Here is a 24856-nt window from a genome sequence, read left to right as displayed (position 1 = left end):
GTTCCCCGATAGATTGGGCAGCGATTGTACCAACTGCTTCACCAACTTCAACCGCATCACCAGTCGCCAAGTTGATACCGTAACAGTGACGGCAGACACCATGACGAGTGTTACATGTAAATACGGAGCGGATGGTTACTTCTTCAACACCAGCATTAACAATTTCACGAGCCTTGTCTTCTGTAATCAATTCATTTGGACCAATGATAACTGCACCAGTTTCTGGGTGTTTAACAGTTTTCTTAGTGTAACGACCATTGAGACGTTCTTCAAGAGACTCAATCATCTCTTTACCTTCAGTAATAGAACGGATCAAGAGACCACGGTCTGTTCCACAGTCATCCTCACGGATGATCACGTCTTGGGCAACGTCAACCAAACGACGAGTCAAGTAACCTGAGTCGGCTGTCTTAAGGGCCGTATCGGTCATACCTTTACGAGCACCGTGAGTTGAGAAGAACATTTCCAATACAGACAAACCTTCACGGAAGTTTGAAAGGATTGGCAATTCCATGATACGTCCATTCGGAGCAGCCATCAGACCACGCATACCGGCAAGCTGTGAGAAGTTTGAGATGTTACCACGGGCTCCAGAGTCCATCATCATAACGATTGGGTTCTTAGGATCTTGGTTGGCAATCAAGCGTTTCTCCAATTTTTCACGGGCAGCACGCCATTCAGCTGTTACAGCATTGTAACGTTCGTCGTCTGTGATCATACCACGACGGAATTGTTTAGTGATTTGTTCTACACGTTTGTGTGATTCTTCAATGATTTCAGCCTTGTCTTCAACGACTGGGATATCGGCAATACCCACTGTCAATCCTGCAAGAGTTGAGTGGTGGTATCCGAGGTTCTTCATACGGTCAAGTAGGGCAGAAGTTTCAGTCGTACGGAAACGTTTGAAGATTTCAGCGATGATATTTCCAAGGTTTTTCTTCTTGAATGGAGGGTTAAGTTCAAGTTTGCTGATAGCTTCCTTGATATCTCCACCAAGTGGCAAGAAGTATTTAGCTGGAACGCCTTCTGTCAAGTTGGCATTATTTGGTTCTTGCAAGTAGGGTAGACCTTCTGGCATGATATCGTTGAAGAGAATCTTACCAACAGTTGTAAGCAAGATTTTGTGTTTTTGCTCTTCTGTCCATGGTTTGTTAAGACTGTCTGTTGCGATACCAACACGTGAGTGGAGGTGAACATAGCCATTGCGGTAAGCCATAACAGCTTCGTCACGGTCTTTGAAGACCATTCCTTCACCTTCACGACCAGCTTCTTCCATGGTCAAGTAGTAGTTACCCAAAACCATGTCCTGAGATGGAGTAACAACTGGTTTACCATCTTTCGGGTTCAAGATGTGCTCAGCAGCCAACATCAAGATACGCGCTTCTGCTTGGGCTTCTTCTGAAAGCGGTACGTGGATGGCCATTTGGTCACCGTCAAAGTCGGCATTGTAGGCTTCACAGACAAGTGGGTGCAAGCGAAGGGCTTTACCGTCAATCAAGACAGGTTCAAAGGCTTGGATACCCAAACGGTGAAGGGTCGGTGCGCGGTTCAAAAGCACTGGGTGTTCCTTGATAACTTCTTCGAGGATATCCCAGATGCGTTCGTCTCCACGTTCTACCAAGCGTTTAGCCGCTTTAACGTTTTGCACGATATCGCGCGCAACGATTTCACGCATCACAAATGGTTTAAAGAGCTCGATAGCCATTTCACGTGGCACACCACATTGGTACATCTTAAGAGTTGGACCAACGGCGATAACGGAACGTCCTGAGAAGTCAACACGTTTACCAAGCAAGTTTTGACGGAAGCGTCCTTGTTTACCTTTGAGCATGTGGCTCAATGATTTAAGTGGACGGCTACCTGGTCCTGTAATTGGACGACCACGACGACCATTGTCAATCAAAGCGTCAACCGCTTCTTGAAGCATACGCTTCTCATTTTGAACGATGATACCTGGTGCGTTCAACTCAAGCAAACGAGCCAAACGGTTGTTACGGTTGATAACACGACGGTAAAGGTCGTTCAAGTCAGATGAGGCAAAACGGCCACCATCCAACTGCAACATTGGACGAAGATCTGGTGGAATAACCGGAAGGATGTTAAGAATCATCCATTCAGGTTTGTTTCCAGACTTGTAAAAGGCATCCAAAACATCCAAACGACGGATAGCTTTGATACGTTTTTGTCCAGTTGCTGTCTTCAATTCTTCTTTAAGCTCAGCAATTTCTTTTTCAAGATCTACTTGTTTCAAGAGGTCTTGGATAGCTTCGGCACCCATTTTAGCAACGAATGATCCGTAGCCATATTCACGCAAGCGCTCACGGTATTCACGCTCTGTCATGATTGATTTGTGCTCAAGTGGTGTATCCTTAGGATCGATCACCACGTAAGCAGCAAAGTAGATTACTTCCTCGAGGGCACGAGGACTCATATCAAGGGTCAAGCCCATACGACTTGGAATTCCCTTGAAATACCAGATATGAGATACAGGAGCTTTCAACTCGATGTGTCCCATACGTTCACGACGAACTTTTGTACGCGTTACTTCAACACCACAACGGTCACAAACAATCCCTCTGTAACGAATGCGTTTGTACTTACCACAAGCACATTCCCAGTCTTTTGTAGGACCAAAGATGACTTCGTCAAATAGTCCTTCACGTTCTGGTTTCAACGTACGGTAATTGATTGTTTCAGGTTTTTTGACTTCTCCATAAGACCATGAACGGACTTTGCTTGGAGAAGCTAGTGTGATTTGCATACTTTTAAAACGATTTACGTCAACCACTATTTCTTCCCTTTCTATTCTAAGTGAGCTACTTATTCTTGTTCAGTAGCTTCTTCTGTTGCTTCCGCTTTTGCACCTTCTTCAGCTTCAAAAGCAGCTTTTGCTTCTTCAGCAGCTTTTTTACGTGCTTTTTCAAGGTCATCTACGTGGATGACATCTTCGTCCATGCCCTCGTCAAGATCACGAAGTTCAACTTCTTGATCATCTTCGTCAAGAACACGCATGTCAAGACCAAGTGATTGCAATTCTTTAACAAGAACTCGGAAGGATTCTGGAACACCTGGTTTTGGAATTGGTTTTCCTTTTGTAATAGCTTCATAGGCTTTCAAACGTCCGTTGATATCGTCAGACTTGTAAGTCAAGATTTCTTGAAGGACATTTGAGGCACCATAGGCTTCAAGCGCCCAAACCTCCATCTCACCGAAACGTTGTCCACCAAACTGAGCCTTACCTCCGAGTGGTTGTTGCGTAACTGTTGAGTATGGTCCGACTGAACGAGCGTGCAATTTATCATCAACCATGTGGTGGAGTTTGATCATGTACATGACACCAACTGATACACGGTTATCAAATGGTTCACCAGTACGTCCATCGTAAAGGATAGTCTTAGCATCGCTATCCATGCCTGCTTCCTTAACAGTTGACCAAAGATCTTCTGAACTTGCTCCATCAAAGACCGGTGTTGCGATGTGGATACCAAGAGTACGAGCTGCCATACCAAGGTGAAGCTCCATAACCTGACCGATATTCATACGTGATGGCACCCCAAGTGGGTTCAACATGATATCGACTGGAGTTCCATCTGGAAGGTAAGGCATATCTTCTACAGGAACGATACGAGAGACAACCCCTTTGTTTCCGTGACGTCCGGCCATCTTGTCTCCGACCTTAATCTTACGTTTTTGAGCGATGTAAACACGAACCAGCATATTAACACCTGATTGTAATTCATCACCATTTGCACGTGTAAAGATCTTAACATCACGAACAACACCATCGGCACCGTGGGGTACGCGAAGTGAAGTATCGCGAACTTCACGAGATTTGTCTCCGAAAATAGCGTGCAAGAGACGTTCTTCAGCTGAAAGGTCTTTTTCACCCTTAGGTGTTACTTTACCTACAAGGATATCCCCTTCTTTAACCTCAGCACCGATACGGATAATACCCATTTCGTCAAGGTCTTTAAGGGCATCTTCACCAACGTTTGGAATTTCACGAGTGATTTCTTCAGGCCCAAGCTTTGTATCGCGTGTTTCTGATTCGTATTCTTCAAGGTGGACAGATGTATAGACATCATCTTTAACCAAGCGTTCGCTCATGATAACGGCATCCTCGAAGTTGTAACCTTCCCATGTCATGTAGGCAACGATTGGGTTTTGTCCAAGCGCCATTTCTCCATTTTCCATAGAAGGTCCGTCAGCAATGAAATCACCTTTTTCAACGATATCGCCAACTTTTACGAGAGTACGTTGGTTGTAGGCAGTACCTGAGTTTGAACGACGGAATTTTTGAATGTGGTAAACATCCAATGAGCCATCTTCACGACGAACTTCTACCTTGTCAGCATCTGCATAGGTAACCTTACCACCATGTTGTGCAATAACTGCAGCTCCTGAATCATGAGCTGCTTGGTATTCCATACCAGTACCCACGTAAGGTGCTTTGGGATCAATCAATGGCACAGCCTGACGTTGCATGTTGGCTCCCATGAGGGCACGGTTGGAGTCATCGTTTTCCAAGAAAGGAATACATGCTGTCGCAACGGCAACTACCTGCTTAGGCGAAACGTCCATATAATCAACACTTGATGCTGGATATTCTTGGTTAACCCCTTGGTGACGTCCCATGACAACTTTTTCAGCAAAAGTGCCATCTGCGTTCAATTTAGAGTTAGCCTGAGCTACTGTGAACTCATCTTCTTCATCGGCTGTCAACCAAACGATTTCGTTGGTTACTTTTCCAGTTGCACGGTCAACCTTACGATATGGTGTTTGAATGAAACCATACTTGTTGAGGTGCCCGTATGAAGACAAGTTGTTGATCAAACCGATGTTTGGCCCTTCAGGTGTTTCAATCGGACACATACGACCATAGTGAGTGTAGTGCACGTCACGCACTTCATATCCAGCGCGGTCACGTGTCAAACCACCAGGTCCTAAGGCAGACAAACGACGTTTGTGTGACAACTCAGAAAGTGGGTTGTGTTGGTCCATGAACTGTGACAATTGAGAAGAACCAAAGAATTCTTTGATTGCTGCAGTTACTGGACGGATATTGATAATTTGTTGTGGTGTTAGTACTTCGTTATCTTGAACAGACATACGTTCACGAACGTTACGTTCCATACGTGAAAGTCCAAGACGCACTTGGTTGGCAAGCAATTCACCAACAGCACGGATACGACGATTTCCAAGGTGGTCGATATCATCCACACGGCCAATACCTTCAGCCAAGTTGAGGAAGTAGCTCATCTCAGCCAAGATATCTGCAGGAGTTACGATGCGAACTTTATCATCTGGATTTGCATTACCGATGATTGTTACAACACGGTCTGGATCAGTTGGTGCAACAACCTTGAATTTTTGAAGAACAACTGGCTCTGTTACTACAGCAGCATCATTTGGAATGTAGACAATCTTGTTCAAGTCGCCATCCAAATGGCTTTCGATACTTTCAATGACGCTACGAGTCATGATTGTACCAGCTTCTACCAAGATTTCTCCAGTTTCAGGATCTACCAATGGCTCAGCAATAGTTTGGTTGAGCAAACGTGTTTTAACATTGAGTTTTTTATTGATCTTGTAACGACCAACTGCAGCCAAGTCATAACGACGTGGGTCAAAGAAACGAGCTACAAGCAAGCTACGTGAGCTTTCAGCAGTCTTAGGCTCACCTGGACGAAGGCGTTCGTAGATTTCCTTCAAAGCTTCGTCTGTACGAGAGTCCATTGGGTTCTTGTGAATATCTTTTTCAACAGTGTTACGAACAAGATCGCTGTCACCAAAGATATCAAAGATTTCATCATCGCCTGAGAAACCAAGCGCACGAACTAAGGTCGTAAATGGAATTTTACGAGTACGGTCGATACGAGTATAGGCGATATCTTTTGAGTCGCTTTCAAGTTCCAACCAAGCTCCACGGTTAGGGATAACAGTTGAACCGTAGCCCACTTTACCATTTTTGTCTACCTTGTCATTAAAATAAACACCTGGAGAACGCACCAACTGTGATACGATGATACGCTCACCACCGTTGATGATGAAAGTCCCCATCTCAGTCATGATTGGGAAATCACCAAAGAAAACTTCCTGTGTCTTAATTTCGCCAGTTTCTTTGTTAATCAAGCGGAAGGTTACAAAGATAGGTGCTGAGTAGCTGGCATCATGGATACGAGCTTCTTCAAGCGTATATTTAGGTTCTTTGATTTCGTAGCCAACAAATTCCAACTCCATTGTGTCTGTGAAGTTTGAAATTGGCAATACATCTTCAAACACTTCCTTCAGACCATGGTCTAGGAAATCTTTGAATGAATCAGTTTGAATTTCAATCAAATTTGGTAAGTCAAGAACTTCTTTGATTCTTGAAAAACTACGACGGGTACGATGTTTCCCGTATTGAACGTCATGTCCTGCCAAGATGATTCTCCTTTTTAAATAAAGTTCCAAGCTTAGTGATCTAAGCTAGTAATTATCGTTAGAGGGTTCTAAAAACCCTATCAACTTATCCCCCTCGACCAATTTTCAGAATCTTTAAATCTTTGTTACAAAAATCGAAAAACCTGAAAAAAAGCACAAAAAGAGCAGCTAAATCCGACTTTTTCAGGAGATTTAACTGCTGTGAGCCTTGTCCGGACAATATTTCAGACAAAACCTACGACAAATGATTATTTACATTATACCTGATTTTTTTTGATTTTTCAAGGGTTTTGAACGATTTTTTTGCCTGTAATATTGATAGGTCTTGTTTTCAGAAAAGGATATTTTCATTTTCGCTAATTCATTTCCAAATCAGCCTCTTCGTAAAACTGTGTGACCTTCAACAAAAAATATCTGAATCAATGATCGAATCATTTTTGACCTCTGCCATTCAATGGTAGGAACTTAGCAAGCAAGAACTTCTAGAGACTTTAGGAAATCTATCCGACCTTAAAAAGGATTTCTCAGTCGTATTTGGATAGAAATTCATTCGTTTTTCCAACATGATTTCTTTATTGAAATAAACCTGAATAGCCTGGTCAGCAATGTTCAGTGAGCCAATGGTAAAAATAAATCCTACCAGAAGCATTTTTCATGCTCTCAAAAGAAGCTATCTTTTTGACTTTCAAAACGTTTGAATCAAGCTATTCTGTCCTTTTTATATAAAGTAATCCCCCCTAGTTTTAAAGATTTCTAGCTCTCCACTCTGACTCGGGTCACAATGCCATCCTTGTCAGTCAAGCTAAATTCTGCAGAAGAAAACCAATGAGTTATCGCCTTATTACCTTGAGATTGGGCAAAAACCTTCAACAACTCCTCTTTGTTCTCAACTTCAACCACATAGTAGGCAAGACCCACCATGCCATTCTCACGTCGCGCTAACAAACGACCACCCCATTCATTCACCGCTAGATGATGATGGTAATTCCCCGATGCTATCCAACTGGCATGCGGAATCGTGAATTTATCCTCAAGACCGAGAGACTCTTGGTAGAGCACACTCGCTTCTCGGCTGTTTTTAACAGATAGGTGAACGTGCCCTATGCGAGTGCCACTTGCGATTGCAAAAGGCTCTATGTTTCTTCCTAGTTCGTAGATATCTTGGGCAGACAGCTCTTCTGTCACCCCGATAATTCGTCCATCCTCACGAATATCCCAGACTGTCACAGGTTTATCTCTGTAGAGTTCAATCCCATTGCCCTCTAAGTCTTCCAAATAGATAGCCTCACTATAACCATGATCAGCCCCGCCAACTAGCGGAATCTTTAAATCTAGCAAGTGTTTAAAAATATTTGCTAAATCCTCTCGACTCGGTAAAAGCAAGGCCAAATGGTAAAGTCCGTAGCCCTGCTTAGGATTGCTTGTATTTTCTGTTTGGATCAGTTTTACTAGCGGTTTTCCTCCGGCACCTAGAAGAACTTCTTTTTCCGATTGATTCAAAATCTCCAAACCAAGTAATTGGTGATAAAAAGCAGTCTGACCTGCTAAATCTCTAACATTTAAAGCCACTTCAGCCAAATGAATGCGACTATTATATTCGTAAACCATAGAAAACCTTTCTTTGTTGTAACCATATTTATTACACCCATTATACACCCATTTCAGCCAATGTCAATTCAGATGCTTATACTCTTCGAAAATCAAATTCAAACCGCGTCAACGTCGCCTTGCCGTACTCAAGTACAGCCTGCGGCTAGTTTCCTAGTTTGCTCTTTGATTTTCATTGAGTATAGGGATTAAAAAACAAGAAAAATCCTCCCCATGTAGGAAGGATTGTTTCGCTTTAATGAGCCAGCATTTCTTGGGCGATTTCTTGACCAGATAAGCCATCTGGATAGTAGGTTGGCCAGTTATCCATTTCTTCAAAGAGGGCTTCCTGGCTAGTGCCTCCAAAAAAGATATGGAAATGCTCTGCCTTGACTGGGGCGATATTGTGGTCGCTAAACTGAACATACTTAAATTGTCCAGCATCCGCATCTGTCGCTTCAAAGAGATAACGAACTCCTCGATTCCCTTTCTTATAAGTCAAAATTTTCTTGCCGACATACTTGTATGTATATTTCTTACTTTGGTCACCTTGGATGAATTCCATAGTATTATCCGTGATATTAATCTTAGATACATCGGTTTGATAACCCTTTTGATAGTAGGCCTTATACTCATCCTTGGTCATCTTACCAGTCAATTTAGCCTTGTAGTCAAAGACTTGATCAAGAGTTCCATTTTCAAGGAAAGGATAGACTGACTGCCAGTTACCAGCATAGTCACTCAAGGTGCGATCCTTAACATCTGCATCCTCAAAGTAGCCATTTTGAACGGTTTTAGTTTCCTCTGCTTTTTCTGGCTCAATTTCTGCCCCTGCCTGGTCAGTAGTTTGCTTGAGGGCCTTGAGATTTTTCTCCATGACAGAGATATAGTTCTCACCGGCCTTCATGTCCTCTTCGGTCAAGCTTTCCAGAGGATTCAAAACATCTAACTTAACTCCTGTCTCTTTTGAGAGAGTATTTGCTAGGGCTTGAGAGGCATTTTCTTCAAAGTAGATATAAGAAATCTTGTTTTTCTTGATGTACTCGGTCAATTCTGCCAAACGGCTTGCTGACGGCTCAGCATCTGGTGATAGACCTGAGATAGAGACTTGATTGAGTCCGTAGTCCAAGGCTAGATAACGAAAGGCTGCGTGCTGAGTCACAAAACTCTTTTGTTTAGCACTAGAAAGACCTTCAGTATAGGATTTATCCAAAGCTTGTAGTTTTTCGATATAGGCTGCTGCATTTTGCTCAAAGGTTGCTTTTTTATCAGGATAGTCAGCTGATAAACTGTCACGAATGTGCTCTACAAGCTTAATGGCACGCGCAGGAGACAACCATACGTGAGGATCATACTCGTGATGATGGCCTTCTTCGCCATGGTCATGATCTTCCTCTTCTTCACTCCCTGGAAGAAGCAACATATCACCAGTAGCCTTAATGGTTTTTACTTTTTTCGCATCTAGGGAATCTAACAATTTGGGAACCCAAGTTTCCATGTTTTCGTTCTCATACACAAAGGCGTCGGCGTCTTGGATTTTAGCGACTGCCTTAGGTGATGGTTCATAATCATGTGGCTCTGTCCCTGCACCAATCAAGAGCTCGACATTGGCTGTATCTCCTGCTACTTGCTTTGTAAATTCGTAGACAGGATAGAAAGTTGTGACAATATTTAATTTTCCGTTTGCCTGTTTTTGATTGGAACAAGCAACTAAGAATAGTGTCACAAGACTTGCCAAAAGTAGGCCTAGTTTTTTCATTTTCTTCTCCTATTTGATAAAACGTTTGAGTAAGCTGACTAACAAAAAGACAACTACAAAGATAATGGTAATACTTGCACTCGGTGGTGTCTCTGCATAATAGGAAATATAAAGTCCTGCCACCATGCCTAGAAAACCAATAACGCTGGCAAGAATCATCACCGAACTAAAGTTCTTCCCTAAACGCAAAGCGATACTAGCTGGCAAGACCATGATAGTTGATACCAAAAGTGCCCCTGCAGCTGGAATCATAAGAGCAATAGCCACACCCGTCACCATGTTAAAGAGGATAGACATAGTACGCACTGGAAGACCATCTACAAAAGCTGTATCCTCGTCAAAAGTTAAGATGTACATGGGTCTTAAAAAGAGGAAGGTCAGGATTAAAACAACCGCGGCAATGACAAAGAGCCCAATTACCTGCTCTTGACTAATAGTCACGATAGAACCAAAGAGGTATTGGTCCAAACTCATAGAGCTAGAACTCTTCCCCTTACTCATAACAATGAGTGAAACTGCAAGTCCTGTAGACATGAGAATGGCTGTCCCAATCTCCATAAAGCTCTTGTAAACCGTACGGAGATATTCAAGAAAGACCGCGGCAATCAAGACAATGGCAATGGTTGAGATGGTTGGAGAAATCCCCAAAACCAAACCAAAGGCAACACCCGAAAGTGAGACGTGACTCAGAGTATCACTCATAAGGCTCTGACGACGCAAGATGAGGAAGGTCCCAAGGACTGGCGAAAAGAGACTCATGGCAATAACAGCTAAAAAGGCCCGTTGCATAAAATCATAAGACAATAGATTAAACATGATCCACCTCCTGATCATTTTCATGGACATTGAAACAACGCCATGGTGAATCTTGGTCTCGAACAAGGTGGATGTTACGATCTGCGTAGTCCTTGACCTCTTCAGGATCGTGAGTAATCATCAGAACAGCCTTACCATGATGGTGGGCACTATGGTGCATGAGCTCATAAAATTCATTCTTGGTGCCGGCATCCATCCCTGTTGTCGGCTCATCCAAGATAAAGATATCTGGATCTGAAGCAAACATACGTGCAATAACCGCTCTTTGCTTTTGCCCACCAGAGAGAGAGCCAATCCGTTTATCCCGATGTTCCCACATACCAACTGAGTTTAAACTAGCCTTAATGTGTTCTTCATCATGGGCATTCAAACGACGGAACCAGCCCTTTCTTGGGTAGCGACCTGATTTGACAAACTCATAAACAGTACTAGGAAAACCTGCATTAAAACTGGCGATCTGCTGAGGAAGATAGGCGATTCTTAATTTTTTCCCATGAATATTTGTCTTTGAGATGGTTACTTTCCCAATTCGTGGTTGAAGAATTCCAAGGCTAGCCTTGATTAGCGTTGTCTTGGCTGCTCCATTTTCTCCTGTCAGTGTGACAAATTCCCCACTATCAACACTGTAATTGATATGCTCAAGCACAGGTTCCTTGTCATAATAGAAGGACAAATCCTCTACTGTGATGTATCTCATTACTTGATTTCTCCTACTAAAGCAGTTAAAAACCGCTGGATAATTTTTTGTTCGTTTGGTGTAAACTGAGTGGCAACCTGCTCATAAGTCGAGAGGGTATGTTCATGATGATGGTGGTGTTCCTCAGCAATAGGTCGAGCCAAGTCTGTTAATTGATAGAAGACAACGCGAGCATCCTTAGGATCCTTAGACGTTTCTAGCATCCCCTCTTTAACCAGGGATTTGATAGCCTTGGTAACGGCAGCTTGACTGACATTGAGACGACGCGCCAACTCAGAGTTGGTGAGCGACTCCTCTGATAAAAGCATGAGAATATGCTCCTGGGTATTGGTCAAGGCCACATCACTCGTGCAATGGCCAATCAAAATTTCATGCTGATTTTCAGCTTTTAAAATAATCTCGTTTAAAAATTGATCGATATCTTTTGCCAACTGTCTCATGATTTGCTCCTTTCTTAGAACGGAATTTCTATAAATACAAGGTTTTCATACTCTTCAAAAATCAAATTCAAACCACGTCAGCTTCGTCTTGGCGTACTCAAGTACAGCCCGCGTCTCGCTTCCTAGTTTGCTCTTTGAGTTTTATTGAGTATCACACCATTCCTTTACTAGTTAAGTATATCACATCCAAGTAAGGAGTCAAGAAAAAAGATGAAAACACCTGAGATGTTTTCATCCTTTAGAATTATTTTTCTTGTTTGCGGCTAGTCCAGAGGGCTGTCGCTCCAAGAATCATACCCAATAGCATCATGAAAATAGATTGTTCACTACCTGTATTCGGAAGTATTTTTTCTGATACGACTGTCTTATTGACAAATTTATCTGCAACCTTATAATCAACTTTTACAGTAGATGTTTGGGCAGGAGTTGTTCCTTGAGTTTTTCCTGATGGAGTTGTTTTTGTTGCTGAATCTTGCTCCGATTTAGCTGGAGTTGTATTTTGAACTTTTCCTGGCTTAGTTGCATCATTTCCTGAATTAACCGGAGTTGTTCCCTGAGTTTTTCCTGGTTGAGTAGGAGTTATTGCTGGATCTTTTTCAGGTTTAGCTGGATCTGTTGCTGGATCTTTTCCTGGTTTAGCTGGATCTGTTGCTGAATCTTTTCCTGGTTTAGCTGGATCTTGCTCTTTACCTTGATCTTCTGGCAGTTTAAATGTTTTTGAATCCACAGAAATCGTGCGTGAGTTTGGATTTACCTTTTCATACTGAGTCAAATCAGCTGTTTTAAGGTAATCTTCAAAGGCAGCATCCATTGAAGGGCCTTCTTCTCTGGCACCACCAAGCATGGTATAACCATCACCACCTGCTGCAAGGAAGTCATTGGTTGCTAGGTAGTAAACTTTTTCCAAATCTAGTTTTTCATAAAGACCAGTCGCACGATTCTTAACTTGAATAGCCAAGACACGTTTGCCTGCAGCTAGATTTGTATCGTAGTAGACCTTGGCTCCTGAAATCTGTAAGAATCCGCCACTTGGTTCTAGCAATGGTTGACCATTTTCATCCAAGACAGTTTTCCCTGCCTTATCAACCTGCAAGATAGACCCGAGTGATTTTTCAAACATGTCAAAAACTTGCTGACCAGTTACTTGAATTTGTGAAATTGTGTTCCCAAATGGTAGAACCGCAATGACATTTCCTTTTGTAATTGGCTTATCTTTGGCAATCGTTTCACGCAAGCCACCACCATTGGTCACAGCGATATCCGTCGGATGACTAAAGCCTGTTTGACCGTATTGATAGAGAGAATCTGCGACAACATTTCCAAGGTTAGTTTCACGGACACGGACATTTTCACGGTCACCGTTCAATTCAACTGGACTATTTGAAACAACTTCTATAGCATTTTCAGCGTCATACTTTTGTTTGATATCCTTGACAAGTTTTTCAATTTTTGGATTAGCTTCCAATTTCTTAGCATCTGCAGCTGCAATGAGTGAAGGATTTCCCAATAATTGGCGAGATTTGTAAGTGATTTTACCAACGTTATGGAGATAGCTTCCTGTCTGGTTGTATGTTACATTGTCACCATAAGTAGTCGATTCTACTGTATGAGAGTGACCATCAATAACAGTGACACGCTTACCTTTCAAAAGAGGATTTTTTGAAAGTGCTTCTGCAAGTGTTGAACCGCGCCATTCTACTGGTGTTGTTGTATCAACTCCCAAGTGAGCGAGAACAACATAGTGTTTATAGTCTTTGCCTTCTGCCAAGGCTTTAGCTTGAATTTCTTCGATAACCTTATTAACCTCTGCAATAGGCTCTGTAAAGGTTACACCTGTAACATTTTTAGGGTGGGTCTTAGTAGCTGTTTCAGGCGTTGTCACACCGATGACGACAAATTCATCACCTTCAACATCCTTGTTCTTATCAACAATTGTTGCTGCTTCAAATAAACGAGCCCCATTCACATAAGTGTTTGAGCTGAGCAATGGGAAGTTCAAAATTTCTTTGTATTTTTTAACTTCATCAAGTCCAAAGTCGAACTCATGATTTCCTACAGCCATAGCATCGTAACCCATCTCGTTTAGGATTTTGGCACGTGCTTCACCCTTTGTAGAGTTTGAAATTGGCAGACCTTGGAAGGCATCGCCTGCATCTACTACTAGAGTCGTTTGATTGCTCTTTTCTCGCTCCTTCTCAATAACCGTTGCGAGTTTGGCATCTCCGATTACTCCTTTTTCTTCTACGATACGACCATGCACGTCATTGGTATGCAAGATAACAGTATCTGCTTCTTCTTTTTGAGGTGCAGCTTCTTCAGCTGGTGTTGCCGGACTTGTAGCAACCTCAGGAGTCACTGTCACTACTGGTGCTTCTGTAGTGCTCACAACTTCTGTAGCTTCTGAAGAACTAGTATTTTCTTCAGCATAGACCTGTCCAGCTAAAAAGGCTGGAGCTAATAGGGCTGTCGATAGCACAGGCAACAAAAAACGTTTATTCATATTGAAATCCCTTTCTCTTCTTTCTCCTACCATTATACGCTATTTAGCATCATTTTAAAACTTTTAACCTTTTTGAAGGTAACCTATCCGACATTTCATAAAAAAAGTCTGAACAAAAAGTTCAAACTCCTTTTCTATATTATTGAAAATCTTGGATATTTCCATCATAGGTTGCCCAATCTTGGCTAAAGAAACGGTCATTCATTTGGTAATCAGGCGCTGTTGTTGGATTGCTCAAAAAGGGATTTACAACCTTATCAAATGCTAACCAGCCTAACCAACCAATATGAATCGTATCCTTAACAAAGTATGGTTCATCACCATCTTTTGAAAAGTCAGCGATGTTGGTGAAGCCTTGACTCTCCAACTGGTAACGAATTTTTTCGACAGTGTGTTGATACATTTCTTCACTCAAGCCTATATAATCCATCCATTTTTTATTGACAGGTTGAAAGACAAAGAGTACATTGACCTTAGATTTTGCAAATTGATCGAGCACTAACTGTAAATCATTGTACTCACTTGACTGGAGAAAGTTGTAATTTTTTTGATACCCTTCCCACTTTTTTAAATCTTTCTTTAGTTGAGTATTGTAAAAGTGGTTATCCATCCCCAAATCATTATTGGTCGTATTTTCTTCTGCATCCTTACGTGCAATATTTTCCAATTCTTCATAAGAAAATTGATCTGGGAGGCTGCTCAAATATTTTTCAATATGATCCTTGTACTTTAATCGACCATGAATGGAGAATTGACCAAAAAGAGCAGCTTGTCTTTCATTGAACTCGGCAGAGAGATTAACCATCGTTTGATCAAAGTCTGACAATTGTTCATTCTTGGCAAGCTTCTCAACAATCCCCTTCATCGGTACTCTTGGATTTTGCTTCAAGAGTCTAGTGGCCGCATATTGAGCAGCCAGATCTCCGGATTGATTTTCCAAAAAGGCCGTCAACTGGTCATTGTTAAAAAAGCTTTGAAAAGTAGGCGCATCGTGCTCCTCTTTTGTAAACCATTGCGGAGAGATTACAAATACCGCTTGTTTGTTTTCAAGCTCAGATGTGATTTGTTGTAGTCCAAAGTACTGACTAAGAGAAGCTGCTCCTGCCTGCCCCATAAAATAAGGACGATAGGGGCGATTATACTTTTCAGCTAATACTCCTGGATGCATGCTATCAAAACGAATCCATTCACTCGAACCCAAAAAGGGTATAAAACGTATATTAGGATCCGTGAGAGCTCTCACTTTTTGACTTCTTTCCTTAAAGCTCTCTGCACTTATCGAAGCGGCAGAGTATTTTTCCTCCATGAGATTATGACTTGGGCTACTTGGATAGAAACAGATAAGAAGGCACACCAACAAGCCCGCTAGAAAGACAGGCCCGAAAATCAGCCACAAGCGTTTAAGCATTCTTTAACTCCGTAATTCCTGCTACGATTTTATTAGCTGTATTCCAGTCATCACGACCAAATTCTGTAACTGGGACACGAATATCAAATCGGTTTTCGATTTCCACGATTAATTCAACTGTCCCCATACTATCCAAGACACCTGCATCAAAAAGATCTTCATCCATCATGTCAGAAACATCTTCCATAAACAATTCATCAATAATTTCAATAACTTCTGATTTGATATCCATTTTTTAATTCCTTTTATTTTTTAAACCATAAATCATTCAAAAATCCAGAGAAGATTAAGAATGAAATCATCACGACATGGAAGGTTATCACCATGCCAAGCAACTGAACCCAGCGATTCTCAGGCAAGGGAGCTTGCCCTGCTTTCTTACGTTCTTTATTGAGCGTTTTTTTCTTTCGAACCCAGGCATCATTAATGACTAAGCCCACTCCATGAAAGAGTCCGTAGGCGATGTAAAACCAAGTTATCCCATGCCAGAACCCCATAAGGAGCATGTTCAAGATATAGGCGACACTTGAGGTCACATTTCGATTCTTAAACAATTTCTTTCTCGTCATCACCATGACCATGCGCATAAAGACAAAGTCACGGAACCAGAAGGATAAACTCATGTGCCAACGATTCCAAAACTCCTTCAAATCTCTTGACAAGAAAGGTTTGTTGAAGTTGATTGGACTACGAATCCCCATCAGATTTGAAATAGCTAGAGCAAACATAGAGTAACCTGCAAAGTCAAAGAAGAGCTCCAAACCAAATGTGTACATGATGGCCACTACATAATAGTTAAAGACGCCTCCTGTTTGTAGAGCTAAATTCTTTAGTGGTGGCAATAAAATCTCGCCTAGAATATGAGCTAGGATAAATTTATACAGAAATCCCCACATGATATACCGAACGGACTCGGCTAGCATATCTAGCAACTCATCGCGCTCTGGTATCGTCTTATAATTTTCATTAAAACGTTTGAAACGATCAATAGGACCACTTGAAAATGTCGGCATAAAGAGAAGAAAACGCAAATACTCCCACATCTTCAAATCCTTAATGACTCCATCTCTGAGTTCGATGATGATTCCCACCGAACGAAATGTCAAATAAGAAATTCCGATAAAACCCAGCAAGGATTGTGTTCCGTTAATGGCTGTTTGCGCCTTTACAAATACGATTGGAAGTAAAGACAACAGACTAACGAGATAGAAAATCCATTTGCCATCTCGAATTTTTCGATACTGCTTGTAAAAAAGAACCAGTACAATTTGCCAAATTAGATAGATTCCTAAGGCAGCTATTTGATTAGTCTTGCCACCCGTCAACATGGTAACGATAAAGAAGAGACTAACCAGTATTTCATACCAAGCAAAGCGTTTTTTGAAAAAAAGACCGATAAAGATTGGCAAGGCAGCAGTAATCACGTACAAAAAGTACTGCGGATTCCCATACGGCTCAATATGAGGCAGCTGTTTCAGGAAATCCATCATCTATTATTCACCTCGTTAATCAATCCTTTGATGTCAATCTTGCCATTTGGAGTTAGTGGCAATTCCTCTCTGTAAAGAAACTTAGATGGCATCATGTAAGACATCATAATATCTTCCAAGTCTTCCTTGATAGCTTTCGTGATATCAATTTCGCGCTCAAATTGTTCTTTGACGCCATCTTTTAAGATAACATAGGCCAAGAGGTTTTGAACCTTGTGGTCTTTGTTGTAACGTGGAACTGCAACAGCGGATTCAACATACTGAGATTTATTCAAGTTTTGAGAAACATCTTCTAGCTCAATGCGGTAACCGTTAAACTTGATCTGGAAGTCCATCCGTCCACCATAGAGAAGGAGACCTTCATCTGTCATAGTTCCCACATCTCCCGTATGATAGGCTGGCAGACCTTCAAATTCGAAGAAGGCTTCTGCTGTTTTCTCTGGATTATTCATATAACCTTTTGAAACGGCTGGTCCAGACACGATGATCTCCCCTTGCTCACCATTTGGCAATTTATTGCCCTCTTCATCGATGATGAAGGTTGGTGAATCAGGTTTGGTGTAGCCAATCGGAAGACGTTTCAAGGTTGCCAACATCTCATCTGTAATAGCGACTGCTGACAAAGCAACTGTTGCTTCCGTTGGACCGTAAGCATTGATGATACGCGCATTTGGGAAACGCTCGCGCAATTTCTGAGCGGTTTTAATGGTCAACTCTTCCCCATCAAAATAAAAATGGGTAATCCCTGGCATCTTTTCAGCATTGAAATCTTCAGACAACATGGCCATATCTGCAAAAGATGGTGTTGAAGTCCAGATAGAAATTGGAAGTGAAAAGATAGTCGCAAAGAGCTGCTTAAAGTCTTGAGTAATGGCTGATGGGAGGGCAAAAAGCGTTCCTCCAAGAGCCAAGGTCGGTGCCCAGTACATGACAGACAAGTCAAAAGAATAGGGTGGTTGCGCCAACATTTGTGGACGATCTGGCGTCGCAAATTCCTTGTCCGTAATCATCCAGTTGGTAAAGCTGAGCAGATTATCATGCGAAATTTGCACCCCTTTTGGTTTTCCAGTTGTCCCTGAAGTAAAGATAATGTAGTAGTTATCATCGCCCTTGACTGGATGCGTGATTTCATAGCTAGTCCCTTGGGCAAAGGCTTCTTGAACCTGAGCTAGATTCATCATCGGTGTAGAAACCTGCTCCAATGGAAATTCTGAAATGGCAATAATCAAACTTGGCTCTGCCACTTCTAAAATAGCTGAAACTCGCTCCAAAGCCGAATGGCTATCAATTGGAATGTAGGCATGACCTGACTTAGTCAGCGCTACAAAAGTTGCCAACATTTCATATTCTTGGCCTCCGAAAACAACCACGGGAGACTTCTCTGGTAAATCCAGTTGATCAATAGCTGCAGCCAAACTATCCGAATCAGACTTCAAATCTCCATAAGTGTGCTCTTGCCCTAAGACATTGTATACTGGAAAGGTAGGTTGAGTTTGGGCGAAATATTCAATCGCTTCAATCATATCTTTTATCGGCTTATTAGACACGATGATTTTTCTCCTTTAAACTAAAATTCATTGTAAATAAAGCTTCCCTGACTTTGTCCTAGGTAACTAAAAAAGTAAAGCAAACCAAGTAGAACAATAAAATACAGGACCGTTTGTCCTAAAAAAACATAGATTGGTTTCTTTTTATCCATAATTAACTTCTTTTTGTAAATTTTCAATAATTTTATGCAAATATACAATTACTATTTTTTCTTGTTCCCATTTTACCACTTTAGTCTCTTCATTTTCAACTGTTTACCATTTTTAGAAAGCACATTTTAGCTTATTTTAAGACAAGTTAAGATATTAATGTTTTGCCTTCAAAAAACAACAAAGTTTGAGATTGGATTCTCAAACTTTGTTACAAATAGCTCTTTTATCTTAGAAAAGTGAGAATACAAGCACGGCCAAGGCTGCACCGATAACAGGTCCCACAACTGGAATCCAAGCATAAGACCAGTCTCCGTCTCCCTTGTTTGAAATTGGAAGGATACTGTGCATGATACGAGGTCCAAGATCACGTGCAGGGTTCAAGGCATAACCTGTTGTCCCACCTAGTGATAGACCGATACCGACAATCAAAGTCCCCACTGCAAAGGTTCCGATTCCTGCTTGAAGGTCATAAAGTCCCAAAGCAAAGATTGTCAATACCAATACAAAGGTGCCAAGGATTTCGCTAATCAAGTTTGATACAGTATCTTTGATGGCTGGTCCAGTACTGAAGGTTGCCAGGATATTGCCTGCATTTTCTTCTGCATCATAATGTGGTTTAAATTGCAACCAAACCAAAATCTGACCGAGCATAGCCCCTGCGAACTGGGCTAGGATATAAGGGAATACTGATGCCCAGGGCAAACCACCTTTTAAAGCCACACCAATGGTCACAGCTGGATTTAAATGAGCTGGACTGAGGGTGCCAGACACAAAGGCCGCGACAGCAACGGCAATTCCCCAACCCATGGTAATGACAATCCATCCTGAATTGTTACTCTTAGTTTTGGGAAGAACCACACCTGCAACAACACCATTTCCTAGGAGAATCAGGATTAAAGTCCCCAAAAATTCTCCAAATAATTCTTTCATCATATCTTTGTCTCCATTTAAAAGAAGGAGAGAGAAAGCAAGGAACGCTTGTCTCCCTCTCTTCTAGTTTTTCTTAATTTTTTAATGCTGCCAAGTCATTTTGAGCAAGAGCTGCTTCGACATCAGCACGGTAAGTTGTTTTCTCTTCTTCTGTCCAGTCATAGAATCGTCCCATTTCATCCAAAACTGGCTCTAAGATGCTGTCCAAGCTATCACGCATGAAAAGCATGTAGTTGGTACGACGAAGGAGGAAGTCAACTGGGCTAAGAGCCAACTCGTTGCGCATTGCATAGTGAAGGGATAAGGTATCTGCCAAGCTGAGTCCTGGTGCTTGTTCTAAACTATGAGCAAGAGCAAAGACCTTCGGTGCATTTGAACCATAGAGATTTGCTAGGTAATGAGCTTCCTTGCTATCCAAACCACGTGACACTCCAAGTTGCGCAAAGGCTTCGATTTCTGAGTCCACATTTGCTGGATTCAATTCTCCACCTGAAACAGGGTAAGTCTTAGAGTTGATGAGTTTAAAGCTACGATCAAATTCTGCTTTGAGGATATCAACCACGCGCTCCATAGCTCCTTCTGCCATCTTACGGTAGTCTGTAATTTTACCACCAGCAAGGGTCAAAAGGCCATTGTCATCACGATCTAAGCTCGAACCACGAGAAACTGCAGATGGATCCAAATGTTTCTCAGAAGTACTACTTTCAAGCTTGCTGACAGCAGATTCAACATCTTCACGCGTTTTTTCTTTCGATAGATAAGCTTCAACAGTCGCAATCAAGTTATTAAAGCTTTCATCACTGATAGTTCCGTTATTTCCGCCATTGTAGTCAGAAGCGCTATTGCCTGCAATCAATGGACGAAGACCTGCCCAGCTGCTTTCGATATCGTCAATAGTGATGTTTGCTTCTGGGAAGCGGTTGTTGACAATGCCAAGCAGATAATCTACATCTTCCTGAGTCACTTTTGGATGTTCCAAATCACCTGTGTAGTCTGTATCCGTTGTACCAAAGTAAGTCTTGTTTTCACGTGGGAGAACAAAGACCATACGGCCATCATCCAAACCTGTATCAAAGTAAACTGGCTGTGAAACCTTGATCTTACTTGAATCCACTACTAGGTGAACTCCCTTAGTTGGACGCATTTGTGAGAATTGGGTTCCCTTATTAGACAAATTACGTACCTTGTCGCTCCAAGGACCTGTTGTGTTGATCACCAGACGAGCCTTGATTTCAAAGACTTGGTCTGTCAACAAATCACGGGCTACGACACCAGTAATCTTGCCACTTTCGTCAAAGAGGAAGCCTTCTGCCTTAACGTGGTTGGCAATGAGGGCACCATCTTGGTTAGCACGTTTGATGTTTTCAATCACGAGACGGGCATCGTTGTTACGGAAGTCAAGGTAAACCCCACCTCCTACCAAACCTTCTTTCTTCAAGTTTGGTTGACGTTCCAAGACTTCTTCCTTACTCAAGACCTTGTTGGCAGCTGGCGTGTTATTAACCCCTGCTAAAAGGTCATACAAATCCATGGCTACTTTGAGACGGAAGAGGCTAAAGGTCGCTCCATCCTCATCGTAAACTGGCAAGAGCATTGGGTCTGGTTTTGGAATGTGTGGAGCAATTTGTTGAACCACTGCACGTTCAGAAACCGTATCTGACACCACTTCTACGTCGAATTGTTTGAGGTAGCGAAGACCTCCGTGAACCAATTTTGTCGAACGGCTTGATGTTCCTTCTGCGAAATCCTGCATTTCAATCAAACCAGTTTCAAGACCACTAGCTGCCGCCTGTAAAGCTACACCAGCCCCTGTGATCCCCCCACCGATAATCAAGAGATCCAAGGTACGTTCCTGCATTTTTTTAATTGATAATTCACGTGTTTTCTTTGAAAATTCCATATCTACACACTTTCTAATTAAGTCGCTTTATTCTTCCAGTATTAGTCGTCGATTTCCGCAAATACTTGAGTTGCTTTCACAGCTTTCTTCCAGCCTTTGTAGAGTTGTTCCTTGCGAGATTCGTTCATGGATGGCTCAAAAAGTTCTCCTGTCTCATTCAAGAGTTTCAACTCATCCAAATCCTTCCAGTAGCCTACTGACAAACCTGCTAGGAAGGCTGCTCCTAGAGCAGTTGTTTCCAAGTTTTTGGCGCGTGCGATGTCGATTCCTAAGATGTCCGCTTGGAACTGCATGAGAAAGTTATTCATAGCTGCACCGCCATCCACCTTCAAGACTTGGATAGCTGTCTGAGCATCCACTTGCATGGTATCGATGATATCACGCACTTGATAAGCGATAGATTGCAAGGTTGCCTTGATAAAATCTTCTTTGCTTGTTCCACGAGTTAAGCCAAAGACAGAACCACGAGCATTTTGGTTCCAGTATGGAGCACCTAAACCTGTAAAGGCTGGAACGACATAAACTTCGTCATTATTGTGAGAGTCACGAGCATATTTTTCAGACTCTGGTGAGTTTTCAACCATGCGAAGTCCGTCACGAAGCCATTGAATGGCACTTCCTGCGATGAAGATAGAACCTTCCAAGGCATAGTAAACCTTGCCGTTAATACCATAACCAATGGTTGTCAAGAGGTTGTTTTCAGACAACTGCATTTCTTCACCAGTATTCATGATGATGAAAGAACCTGTTCCGTAAGTATTTTTGACCATACCAGGCTCAAAAGCCAACTGTCCAAAGAGGGCTGCCTGTTGGTCCCCAGCCATACCTGAGATTGGCACTTCACCGCCGTAGAAATGGAAAGGAGCTGTCTTACCGTAGATTTCAGAGTTAGAACGAACTTCTGGAAGCATAGCCTTCGGAATGTTGAGGATTTCCAAAATCTCATCATCCCATTTGAGTTCTTTAATGTTATAGAGCATGGTACGAGCCGCATTTGAGTAGTCGGTCACGTGAGCCGCACCATCAGTCAATTTCCAAACCAACCAAGTATCGATAGTACCAAAGAGCAACTCACCCTTTTCTGCTCGCTCTTGAGCGCCTTCTACATGGTCCAAGATCCAACGAACCTTGGTCGCAGAGAAGTAAGCATCGATGATCAGACCAGTCTTCTCATGGAATTTCTCTACATAACCTTGTTTTTTTAGTTGTTCAGCCAAAGGCGCTGTCTGGCGAGACTGCCAAACGATGGCATTATAGATAGGAAGACCTGTCTTTTTATCCCAAACAACTGTCGTTTCACGCTGGTTGGTAATCCCGATAGCTTGGATTTGATTTGGCTTGATACCACTTTCGATAAAAGCCCCAGCGATTACTGACTGGACTGAGTTCCAAATTTCATTGGCATTGTGCTCAACCCAACCTGCTTGTGGAAAGATTTGTGTGAATTCTTTTTGACTTGAGCTGACCTTTTCCCCTTTTTTGTTAAAAATAATGGCACGAGAACTGGTAGTTCCTTGGTCAATGGCCATAATGTATTTTTCTTGTGACATGTGCTGTCCTCCTGATAAAGATCTTGAGGTTATTTCCTCTTTACAGTAACTAGTATACAAAATAAAACGCTTTCTTGTTTATCAAGTTTTTTAAAATTTTAAAAAAAATTGATAAGATTGTGAGAATTTCACAAAAAAAGACCTGGATTCCCAAGCCTTTTAAGCAAATAATATCTGACGAATCGCTGCCAAATCTTCCATATCTAAGTCGTTTTTTAAATAATATACTGGAGTCTGGTCTTTTTTATGAATAGGATTATTGGTAACCAGCAAATCGTAGTGCCGACTAGGGTCATAGGCTTCAATAGTAATAAAACGATTGTATTCCAAATAGCGTTTCAAGATAGCAGTCATTCTTGAAAAGACAAGAAAACCCGCTGTTACATCTAGACCAATCCGCATATGATGACCGTCATTTTCTGCCATGTATTCCATCAATTGAAGCAATTCCCAAAGTATTTTTTTATCCAAGTCCGTCCCCTGCTGAAAGGCAGGTAAAGCATGAAAAATCTCCTCTGCTATCTCTTTAAAATCATGTTCCATCAGCAAATAAGGATGACGATTCTCTAACTGGTACTTATAGCGGTCTTGTAAAATATAGCCCTTGAATAGATAGACTTGCCCACAAAATTGACTCAGTTCATAGGTGACATGGTCTTCCGTATAACCGCCTAGCAAGCCCTCTTTCTTCATTTTTTGAATCAGTTGCGTCAACAAATCTGCCAGCCGCCCTCCAAACCCAAGGATATACTCCATGGTATGTAGGGGCAAAATGCGATGAGAAAGAATAAAAGAGAAGAAAATCATCATCTCACCATCCTCAGTTCCCAAAGGAATATGTTGCCCAGCAAAAAAGGACGGTGTCTTTCTCAACAAGCGAAGGTAGAAAATATTGTCAAAATAGCCTCGCATTTTATCTTCTATGACTTGAAATTGACAGGCATTGACACGTAAACGTTGTTGGCTGATATGATTCCACAAAATCAAGTCTAACTTCTGCCCCGAAGACAATTGAGCACCACAGATTTCTTCTAAACTAGCAATCTCCCGCCTTCTCTCAGGCTTTTGCATTTCATTTCCCCAGTCCTTACTCGACCAAACCTTACGTAAAAGACAGAAATAAAAGTAACGAATCTGGTGCTCTGGACCTCGCAAACGTCCGTTTTGGATAGATAAATCAAATTCGGATAAAATCTGATTTAAACCAGATAAGTGGCGCCCAAGCGTGGCCTCACTGACCATCAATTCTTGAACCAGCTGATGGGCTTGAAACTGATGGTGATAGAGCAGATATAGTAAAATCTGGTATTTCACCGCATTGTCTAAAAATAGGCGACGAATATCACGCCCCTTAGTAGTCGCACCGACTGACAAGTTGACCTGCTCTTCCTGTAAATGAATCTGTACATCTAGACCAACTGTTTGCGCTCTTTCATTTGTGAATAAGATGTACTTGGTCACAGTCGCTTTAGAGAAGCCCGTCTCCTCCATCAGTGCTTTTAAGGTCGTTTGTGACTCCTGCAATAAAAAAGAAAGGACTAAAAATTGACCAGCTTCAGCTTTTTCCATCAAGTCTCCTAAATACATTTGTTACCCCTTTCATTTTCTTCTTCAAGCATAGCATAAATTAAAAAAATGCTAAAATAATCTGTTTAT

The 24856-nt window shown here is 41.9% G+C and carries 17 protein-coding genes; all 17 read right to left on the bottom strand.

The genetic code is table 11. The features are described from left to right. A partial coding sequence (rpoC, locus tag PCY17_RS09510) for a DNA-directed RNA polymerase subunit beta' (protein ID WP_301393514.1) occupies nt 1–2788 on the bottom strand: 2788 nt, incomplete at its 3' end. 32 nt (nt 2789–2820) lie between these two features. Beyond that, a complete protein-coding gene (locus tag PCY17_RS09505) occupies nt 2821–6423 on the bottom strand; it encodes a DNA-directed RNA polymerase subunit beta (RefSeq protein WP_070458645.1) in 3603 nt (1200 codons plus the stop codon). Between the two features lie 753 nt (nt 6424–7176). After that, a complete protein-coding gene (locus PCY17_RS09500) occupies nt 7177–8031 on the bottom strand; it encodes a VOC family protein (protein WP_301393508.1) in 855 nt (284 codons plus the stop codon). Nucleotides 8032–8266: 235 nt separating this feature from the next. Continuing rightward, complete coding sequence (locus PCY17_RS09495) at nt 8267–9769, bottom strand: zinc ABC transporter substrate-binding protein AdcA (RefSeq protein ID WP_301393507.1); 1503 nt, start codon at nt 9767–9769, stop codon at nt 8267–8269. Between the two features lie 9 nt (nt 9770–9778). After that, on the bottom strand, nt 9779–10585 hold the full coding sequence (locus PCY17_RS09490) for a metal ABC transporter permease (protein WP_049508096.1): 807 nt from the start codon (nt 10583–10585) through the stop codon (nt 9779–9781). Further along, nucleotides 10578–11282, bottom strand: coding sequence for a metal ABC transporter ATP-binding protein (locus PCY17_RS09485; protein ID WP_045762612.1), 705 nt, complete (start codon nt 11280–11282; stop codon nt 10578–10580). Before PCY17_RS09485 ends, PCY17_RS09490 begins: the two co-directional genes overlap by 8 nt. After that, nucleotides 11282–11722, bottom strand: coding sequence for a zinc-dependent transcriptional regulator AdcR (gene adcR, locus PCY17_RS09480; protein WP_001249315.1), 441 nt, complete (start codon nt 11720–11722; stop codon nt 11282–11284). The genes PCY17_RS09485 and adcR overlap by 1 nt, the downstream gene beginning before the upstream one ends. 244 nt (nt 11723–11966) lie before the next feature. Continuing rightward, the gene (nt5e, locus tag PCY17_RS09475; RefSeq protein ID WP_301393501.1) at nt 11967–14222 is read right to left on the bottom strand and encodes a cell surface ecto-5'-nucleotidase Nt5e; all 2256 of its coding nucleotides are present in this window, start codon (nt 14220–14222) and stop codon (nt 11967–11969) included. A 139-nt stretch (nt 14223–14361) separates the two neighbouring features. Then, nucleotides 14362–15630 (bottom strand): D-alanyl-lipoteichoic acid biosynthesis protein DltD, encoded by a 1269-nt coding sequence (dltD, locus tag PCY17_RS09470; RefSeq protein ID WP_301393499.1) that lies wholly within the window; start codon nt 15628–15630, stop codon nt 14362–14364. Further along, nucleotides 15623–15862 carry a D-alanine--poly(phosphoribitol) ligase subunit DltC gene (gene dltC, locus PCY17_RS09465; RefSeq protein ID WP_000351968.1) on the bottom strand — a complete coding sequence of 80 codons (240 nt, stop codon included), beginning with the start codon at nt 15860–15862 and terminating at the stop codon, nt 15623–15625. Before dltC ends, dltD begins: the two co-directional genes overlap by 8 nt. Nucleotides 15863–15875: 13 nt before the next feature. Beyond that, nucleotides 15876–17120 carry a D-alanyl-lipoteichoic acid biosynthesis protein DltB gene (dltB, locus tag PCY17_RS09460; RefSeq protein ID WP_301393495.1) on the bottom strand — a complete coding sequence of 415 codons (1245 nt, stop codon included), beginning with the start codon at nt 17118–17120 and terminating at the stop codon, nt 15876–15878. Then, entirely contained in the window at nt 17117–18667 is a 1551-nt protein-coding gene (gene dltA, locus PCY17_RS09455; protein WP_301393493.1) for a D-alanine--poly(phosphoribitol) ligase subunit DltA, read from the bottom strand. The genes dltB and dltA overlap by 4 nt, the downstream gene beginning before the upstream one ends. 20 nt (nt 18668–18687) lie before the next feature. After that, on the bottom strand, nt 18688–18819 hold the full coding sequence (locus tag PCY17_RS09450) for a teichoic acid D-Ala incorporation-associated protein DltX (RefSeq protein WP_000358457.1): 132 nt from the start codon (nt 18817–18819) through the stop codon (nt 18688–18690). A 229-nt stretch (nt 18820–19048) separates the two neighbouring features. After that, on the bottom strand, nt 19049–19753 hold the full coding sequence (locus PCY17_RS09445; RefSeq protein ID WP_301393491.1) for an MIP/aquaporin family protein: 705 nt from the start codon (nt 19751–19753) through the stop codon (nt 19049–19051). A gap of 70 nt (nt 19754–19823) precedes the next feature. Beyond that, nucleotides 19824–21650: a type 1 glycerol-3-phosphate oxidase gene (gene glpO, locus PCY17_RS09440; protein WP_301393489.1), complete on the bottom strand. Its 1827-nt coding sequence runs from the start codon at nt 21648–21650 to the stop codon at nt 19824–19826. Between the two features lie 41 nt (nt 21651–21691). Then, a complete protein-coding gene (gene glpK, locus PCY17_RS09435; protein WP_075232366.1) occupies nt 21692–23200 on the bottom strand; it encodes a glycerol kinase GlpK in 1509 nt (502 codons plus the stop codon). Nucleotides 23201–23359: 159 nt separating this feature from the next. Further along, a complete protein-coding gene (locus tag PCY17_RS09430) occupies nt 23360–24787 on the bottom strand; it encodes a helix-turn-helix domain-containing protein (RefSeq protein ID WP_301393487.1) in 1428 nt (475 codons plus the stop codon). Nucleotides 24788–24856: the final 69 nt, after the last annotated feature.

It is taken from the genome of Streptococcus sp. SO2 (assembly GCF_030440025.1).
Note: the sequence above shows the minus strand (reverse complement) of the source record. Positions and strands in the feature narration are given on the sequence as shown.